9 protein-coding genes are annotated in these 7,462 nt (G+C 44.3%); 1 reads left to right on the top strand and 8 read right to left on the bottom strand.

Annotated elements, in window-relative coordinates; translation table 11 throughout:
• Positions 1 to 48: 48 nt before the first annotated feature.
• Positions 49 to 315, bottom strand: a complete 267-nt coding sequence (locus A2048_10465) for a hypothetical protein (protein OGP10146.1) — start codon at positions 313 to 315, stop codon at positions 49 to 51.
• Positions 316 to 523: 208 nt separating this feature from the next.
• On the opposite strand from A2048_10465, the gene A2048_10470 reads away from it, so the two are divergent.
• Positions 524 to 1,105: a thioredoxin peroxidase gene (locus A2048_10470; GenBank protein OGP10147.1), complete on the top strand. Its 582-nt coding sequence runs from the start codon at positions 524 to 526 to the stop codon at positions 1,103 to 1,105.
• A 37-nt stretch (positions 1,106 to 1,142) separates the two neighbouring features.
• Here A2048_10470 and A2048_10475 read toward each other — a convergent pair whose 3' ends face one another.
• The 7 genes from A2048_10475 to A2048_10505 form a co-directional block, all read right to left on the bottom strand.
• Positions 1,143 to 1,757: a hypothetical protein gene (locus tag A2048_10475; GenBank protein OGP10148.1), complete on the bottom strand. Its 615-nt coding sequence runs from the start codon at positions 1,755 to 1,757 to the stop codon at positions 1,143 to 1,145.
• 113 nt (positions 1,758 to 1,870) lie between these two features.
• The gene (locus tag A2048_10480; protein ID OGP10149.1) at positions 1,871 to 3,382 is read right to left on the bottom strand and encodes a hypothetical protein; all 1,512 of its coding nucleotides are present in this window, start codon (positions 3,380 to 3,382) and stop codon (positions 1,871 to 1,873) included.
• Position 3,383: 1 nt separating this feature from the next.
• Positions 3,384 to 4,100 carry an ABC transporter gene (locus A2048_10485; protein ID OGP10150.1) on the bottom strand — a complete coding sequence of 239 codons (717 nt, stop codon included), beginning with the start codon at positions 4,098 to 4,100 and terminating at the stop codon, positions 3,384 to 3,386.
• A gap of 75 nt (positions 4,101 to 4,175) precedes the next feature.
• Positions 4,176 to 5,129: a hypothetical protein gene (locus A2048_10490; protein OGP10151.1), complete on the bottom strand. Its 954-nt coding sequence runs from the start codon at positions 5,127 to 5,129 to the stop codon at positions 4,176 to 4,178.
• Entirely contained in the window at positions 5,126 to 5,884 is a 759-nt protein-coding gene (locus A2048_10495; GenBank protein OGP10152.1) for a hypothetical protein, read from the bottom strand. Before A2048_10495 ends, A2048_10490 begins: the two co-directional genes overlap by 4 nt.
• Positions 5,885 to 5,967: 83 nt before the next feature.
• The gene (locus A2048_10500) at positions 5,968 to 6,750 is read right to left on the bottom strand and encodes a hypothetical protein (GenBank protein ID OGP10153.1); all 783 of its coding nucleotides are present in this window, start codon (positions 6,748 to 6,750) and stop codon (positions 5,968 to 5,970) included.
• Positions 6,750 to 7,355 carry a hypothetical protein gene (locus tag A2048_10505; protein ID OGP10154.1) on the bottom strand — a complete coding sequence of 202 codons (606 nt, stop codon included), beginning with the start codon at positions 7,353 to 7,355 and terminating at the stop codon, positions 6,750 to 6,752. The genes A2048_10500 and A2048_10505 overlap by 1 nt, the downstream gene beginning before the upstream one ends.
• Positions 7,356 to 7,462: the final 107 nt, after the last annotated feature.

The raw sequence follows: 7,462 nt of genomic DNA on the forward strand, positions 1-7,462 counted from the left end.
GAATAAATTTAAAATAATCGATAAAAATATCGGTATCCACCAAGATACTTATTCTTTTTCCCATTTTTTGATTTCGTTTAAGAATTTTTTATTACTCAAAGCCTGGCTTTTCCCTCTGAGAGCATTGACATAATTGACGCTATCTCGTACCGATTGAAATCCAAAGGTATTTAGTTTTTCCCGAACGATTGTTTCCAAAAGCTGCACGGGATAAATGCGTAGTTTGCGCGCTTCTTTAAGAAGCGTGCTTTTAAGAATGGGATCAAAAGTGAGTGTCCAGCGATCTTTGTTAAGCGCATGTCTTGCCATGCGCATATAATACGTATCTTTTTAAAATAAAACAACATGCTTTTAAAGATTTGTGGCAAAAAAAATACCTTGTGACGACTTCTCTTTGTGCTAATGAAATACCTCAAATGACGTGGTTCGACTTGAAAGCTTCCATGTCTTTTTAGTAAAAATTAATCGAACGCCCTTAAGCAAAGTCGAAGGGTATAAAGGTTCGAATATTAAGGAGGGACTTATGTCACTTGTACAAAAAAAGGCCCCGGAATTTGAAACCGAGGCCGTTGTTGGAACCGAATTCAAAAAAATCAAACTGGCCGACTACAAGGGGAAATGGGCGGTCCTGTTTTTTTATCCGCTTGATTTCACCTTTGTCTGCCCCACCGAAATCACCGCTTTTTCCGATCGCATTGCCGATTTCAAAAAGCTGGGCGCCGAAGTTTTGGGATGCTCGGTGGATTCCAAATTCTCCCATTTAGCCTGGGTGAATACCGACCGCAAAAATGGCGGTTTGGGAAAACTGGAATATCCTTTATTGGCTGACTTAAACAAAAAAATCGCCGCTGATTATGGTGTTCTTTTAGATGCCGGTATTGCCCTGCGTGGGTTGTTTATCATCAACCCTGAAGGGGTCATTCAATATGAAGTGGTGCACGACTTAGGGATAGGCCGCAATGTGGACGAAACACTGCGCGTTTTGGAAGCCATCCAGACGGTAGCCAAGACAGGTGAAGTCTGCCCCGCCAACTGGCAAAAAGGCAAGGCCACCATGAAGCCGGACCCTGTAAAGTCAAAAGAATATTTTGGCAAGGCAGGTTGATGTCCTATCCGCGTAGGGACTCCGCATCGCGGAGTCCCTACCTTTCCTTCCATTCATCCAAGGTGTGATTCAACATCCCCTTCAACTGTTCTGCAACCAGATAAACTTCTTTTTCCCCTTCCAGACGTACATAGCTTGAAAATAAATCGGGGCCCTCTTTTCCTATATAAACACGGGCCAATTTTTTTCCTTCTTTATCAAAAAAACCAAGGTTTAATCCGTAATCATGAATTTCAAACAAGGTGTATTTTTCAGGGTTGTTTGTCACCGGGACTCCTTTTGGAAGGGCTAACAAGACATCAATCATTCTTTCCACCATTTCCTGATTGGCCACAACAGGAGTGGAGGTTTCTCCTGTTTTCTTTTTGTCTTTGGCCCCCTCTTTTTTGGCTGTATCCGGTTTGGTTTGTTCCATTTTTTCCTGAAGCGCGGTTTTCTTTTCTTCGACAACCCATTTGTTTTCCGCATTTTTGCTGAACTTAAAACCCTGGATGAAATGTTCAATTTCTATGGCAACAATGTTTTCTTTGGATATTTGAATAAAAGGTTCTCCAATGGTTTCATTTTTTGGACCAAAGGGCTTTTCAAAAAGAGCTACCACAAGCCCCAAAGCCAAAAAGACAACCAAAAGTGTGAGAATTTTTTTGGACATTATATTTACACCCGCACCTCGACTCCGCTCGGTGACCGGTCCCTGAGCGAAGTCGAAGGGCGGTCCCTGAGCGGAGTGGTCCCCGAGCGGAGTCGAGGGGTGGAAGGACCAAATTAAACCAGAAATTCTTCCGCCACCGCTTCATGCTTTTTACGACGACGCCAGCGGATAAACAACCCCAGAAAAATCACCAAGAGCGGAATGCCAACCACATGCCCATAACGAAGAAACGACTTCGCCTCGGTATTAAGTTCCACCAAGGGGCGTACCGTGGCACTGCGCGACCGAATGCCAATGAGCGCATCTCCCCAGGTAATCCAGTCAACCAGGTTTTGGATAAACAAGAGATTGTGCTGAAATTCTTCCAAAAGCGGGTCACGCATAAACTGGTTATTGGCCACCACAATCAAGCGAGAAGGTTTTTGCCCTTCCTTCTCTTTTTCCAAAAGCAGGGCCAGTGTATGGGGTTTGCCGGCCTGAATTTCCAGGCTTTCAAAAATTTGCGGAGACACATTGGGGTCCCCTTCTTGTTCAAAAGAATCTTGGGAACTCTGGGCCAAGACGGTGGGCTTCCATCCGGTATTTTTGTTGGAATCAAAGGAAAGCGATGTGCTCCACGGAAAAACAAGCTCTTCTAATTGTGCTGTCATGGGATTTTCGCGATTCAAGCCCTCTTTAGAAACCCTGATAAAAAAGGGATAGGGGATAGAATACTGCATGAGTCCAGAATTAAAGGCCGCCCGCGCCGGATTTTTTGGATCGATGATCAAGTTGGGAGATAAAATAACTCCCTTTTCGGCCAGCCAGCTCTCTAAACCTGTGGTAATACGCGTTGTTGAAAGATCGGGGGCCACATCGATTTTGCTTACAAGCAAAACAACGGGAACGCCTTTTTCTAAAAGGATGTCCCATTGCTTGGTCAAATTTTCTGTAACATTGCGCGGGTCTAAAACAAGCAATCCGTCCAAGACCTGATTTTTTAAATCGAGGGATTCAAACGCATAGGGAATCGTTTCAATCTGCTTGGCCAACACCTGCTTTAGAATATTAAAAGAACCCTGGGTTGAAACCATGTCGGAAACCACCCCCATCTTTGGAATTTGTTGGGTGGTTAATTTCATCAAAAGAGAGGTCAGGTCGTACTCCAGATTTCCCAGATTATTGATCACCGGCAGCACTTCTTTTTTATCCTCATAAAAAAGGACCAACCCCAGATAAATTTTACGAACCTCGGCCTTGTCTTGTTCCACCACATTTAATTGCAGGGGAGGAACGCCGGCCACCATGGCTTCCTGTTCGTTTTGGGGGGAATCTTCAGGGACAATAATATCAAGGCTTAATTTTCCCTTTGAATGCAAACGGTATTCCTGAAGCATGTTGACAATATCCGCCTCGATATTTTGAAGATAGGGGGGCACTTCCTTGGTCATGTAAAGTTTGAGCCGGATTGGATCGTCCAGACTTTGCAGCACCTTTTTGGTGGAATCAGCCAGGGTAAATTCTTTGTTACGGGTTAAATCAAAACGAATAAAATGACGAAAAGAAAAATAATTGGCCACAAGCAAAATAGCCGCCACCAAAAAAGCGACAAGGATAATTTGGGTTTTTATTTTGAAACGATTCATTTTATTTATCCCACCCTCGCGATTCCAGACTTAAAACATTCAGATAAAGAAAAAATCCAGTCACGCTTATATAATAAAAAAGGTCGCGCGAATCCAAGACACCGCGCGAAATACTTTCAAAATGGTTGCTTAAACTGGCCCCCAAAAACCAGGGCACCAAAAATTGGGGCGCGGCATTCACCACAAGACTTTCCCCCAATAAATGGAGCACAAAAAGAACCAAAAACGAAAGGATGAAGGCAACGATCGAATTTTGGGTGAGCGAGGACAAATACAAACCAACAGCAATGGAAGCCGCGGCCAACAAAACAAGCCCCACATACCCACAAAACACAGGCCCCAAATCAAGATCTCCCAAAAACCACACCGTTCCTACAAGGGGTAAAGTAAAAATAAGGGCCACCATGACAAAATAAAGACAGGACAAAAATTTGCCCATCACGGCCTGAAAATCAGTCACGGGCAGGGTCAATAATAATTCAAAAGTGCCTGATTTTTTTTCTTCTGCCCATTTACCCATGGTTACTGCGGGCAAAAACACCACGAAAATAACCGGAATCCAGCTAAAAAAAACTCTTAAACTGGCCTGATTCTGTATAAAAAAACTGGAGAAAAAAACCCAAAAAACCAAAACCAGAAAGACCGTTAAAAAAACATAGGCAATGGGGGAATAAAAAAATTCCCTGAATTCTTTTTTGGCAATGGTGAATAAGATCATGGTTATGTATTGCGGTCCCTGAGCGGAGTCGAAGGGCACCTCGACTCCGCTCGGTGACCAGCCAAGTGTGCGCCCCTACCTGGTCAATTTTTTAAACACGTCTTCCAAAGACAATTTTACACGACTTAGTTCTAACAAAACCCAACCAGAAGCCACAGCGAGTTTAAACAATTCTTCACGTCGGTCCTGAGATGATCCAAAACTGGCCTCGATGGTAATTTCATTTTCTTTCTGGGCTATCACAGTCATTTTTTCAAAACCATTCAAAGACCCCAATAATGGTGGGGCGTATTGTGCCAAAGGCATCCCGTCGCGAGACAATTCATTTATCTTCAAAGTTAACAAATAAACCTCTCCGCCTTGGGCCTTGGTCACAAGCTCGGCAGGGGTTCCCTGTCCCACAATTTTTCCTTCATTAATAATAATGACTCGCTCACACACCTGCTCCACTTCAGACAAAATATGGGTTGAAAGCAGAACAGTGCGATCACGCCCGATGTGGCGTATGAGTTCGCGAATTTCGACAATTTGATTGGGGTCAAGCCCCACGGTGGGTTCATCCAAGATAAGAATTTCTGGCTCGTGCAACAAGACTTGAGCCAAACCCACACGCTGACGATACCCTTTGGACAACTCGGCAATTTTACGTCCAACGACCTTTGTTAAACCACAGGTGTGTACAACATCTTTAATATTGGCCGATAATTGCTTTTTGTTCATGCCACGCAATGACCCGACATAGTTTAAAAACTTGACCACTTCCATTTCGGTATAAAGTGGAGTTGCTTCAGGCAAATAGCCCATTTTTTTCTGGGCCAATTTTTTGTGGGTGGCCAAATCAAATTCCGCTACACGGCAAACGCCCTCAGTGGGCGGAATAAAACCCGTCAAGATACGCATGGTCGTTGTTTTGCCGGCGCCGTTGGGGCCCAAAAACCCGACCACTTCCCCTTTTTTTAAAGAAAATGAAACACCCCGAAGGGCCTGAAAATTTCCAAAGGATTTATAAATTCCCGAAACTTCAATCATTGTGCTTTTCCTTTTGTCAAACCAACCCTGTTGGCTTTGGGATTTTCCTTGATGGAGGCAAGAACAGCCTGGTTTAAAATAGCCGAAGCCCGCGGTTTGCTTTGGGAGGAGGAACTTGCCGGGTTCATTTTAGGATAACGAAAAAGTCCCGGATCTGTTTTTTTAACACTCTCCCTTTTTTTTATTTTGGCCAGCCAAGTGGCAACATGAGGGTGCCCTGAAATATCCACATTAAACTGGGGCAACCAATTGGCCAAACTGTGAACAAAGGCGGCATCGGCGGTTGAAAAAAAAGTACCTCCAAAATAAGTCTGACCTTCAAGCTGTGCATTCACCCATGACAAAGTTTTTTGTATTTTTTTAAATGTATCGGCAATGATCTCATCATTTCTTTCGTAAGGTTTTTTTAAAAAATATTCTTCATATAAAATATGCACCAAAGGGGCCAAATGACGGTCGTGCACTGTTTCCATGAGTTTTTGTCGAGCCACATTTTCAGGCATGAGAACGGCGGTAGCAGGGGCAGGATATTTGTCTTCAAGGTAGGCCGCAATTACATCCGATTCAAACACAACAAAATCATCATCGATCAATACAGGAACTTTCCCGAAGGGATTGAGCTTTAAAAGGGCCTCTTTTTTCGAGGGAGAATCGGGATCAAGCGTCATGGCCTGGTAAGGCAGGTGTTTTTCTTCCAAAACAATAAGAACTTTTCGGGAATAGGGACAATGGGGATGAACATAAACCTGGATCATAATTTTTTTTGCTCGCTAAAAAAATAGCGGAGAAATTTAATGGCGGGATGTGGTGAAAGTCAAGGAGAGAAACTAAAGCGCTTCTAAAAAATAATTTCTTTTTCTCTTTCAAGTTGTGCCAATTCTTTTCCCAGTGCACGTGAAGCTAAAACATCAATGGAAGTATCTTCCCTAAAAAGAGTGTAGGGAGTTTCAGGGGTATCTGGATTTTTACGCACCTGATAGTCAAGCCCATAAACAACAACGCGTATTTGGCGATCGGATAATCTAATTTCAATATAAGTATTTCTGGTTACTTCTATCAAATGGACACGGGGAGTACTGTCATTTGCGGGATCATAAGGAGGGTCCACCGTGGCCCTTAGTTTGGGACCAAGGGGGCCATGCCTACCACGGCCGTTATCTCCGTCAAAATCGCTTTCCATATGATAAGCCATTTCAACTTCCGGGGCTCTTTTTCCCATCCCCAATATGGGAAAAACATCTTCCCCTGCATCAACAAGACCACCTCTTCCAACACCAGCAACCAAGGCGGGACGCACCAAGGAAAAATATCTTTGTTGGCGCCAAAAAATAGGGGGAGATACCGTACGGGCGAACCTTGTGTTCGCCCAGGCGAATTCACCTATCTGGGCGAACACAAGGTTCGCCCCTACATCCAATGGTTTTAATCTTTCTTGTGTGGATTGATGAAGATCTCCCTGATTTAGCTTTGCCAATTTTTCTGCACGTTCTCTTAACGCTTGTGCAGGTAAAATTCTTGGCCCACGGAGAGGCGGCGGTAAAAAAGGGACCGGTCGTGGCCTGTAAACTCCCAAACGCGTCAAAGGACCCAAACGTCCGTTGTTGAAGGTGATAGGTGGCATCAAAAATTATCCGTCCCGGTTTTTCTCAAAGCCTCAAGGACTAAAAGAACAACGGCCCCCCTTAAGATTGGGTTAAACGCCATTAACACTCCGCCACGCAATGTTGGAAAATTCAAAAAATCTTTTAATTCCAATTCAAGGGATAAAAATCGGATGAGCATTTGCGCTAATTTGGGATTGGTTTGAAAAAGGAGGAGAAGCTCGCGCATCACATCCGGTTGGTTAAAGGCATGCTTTGCTAAAAGGTGCGAATCTGCCCGCAAACGGCTTTGGGCATTTACAGCTTCTGCGGCTGCATAAGCGGCCACTACCGAAAGATCTTGCGAATAAACAGCTTCTGCTAAGGCCCATCCCAATTCCCCTCCGATCAAGGCTTCCGCAATGCCTTCACCACTAAGGGGGTTTGTTCTTCCTGCGGCATCCCCAAGGATGGCAATGCCCCTGCCGCGGCTCTGCACCTGAATTTCTTGCAATCCGGGTGGGAACATGGGAATAGCGGCCCCCTCTACCCGGTTAAAACCGGCATCGTGTTTCCTTTTTCCCCAAAAATCTTTTTGATCCCTTGGCCCTAAATGACGGGCATGCAGGGGAAATAAGCCTCGCATGGCTTCATCTCTTTTAAACCCAGCAATGGCTTTTTGAGGATGAATGCTAAAGCTAGTTGAAATTGCAAGATGACCTCACCTGGTATTGAATAGGGTTCTGATAAGGA

The organism is Deltaproteobacteria bacterium GWA2_45_12, from assembly GCA_001797365.1.
Lineage (GTDB): Bacteria > UBA10199 > UBA10199 > UBA10199 > UBA10199 > UBA10199.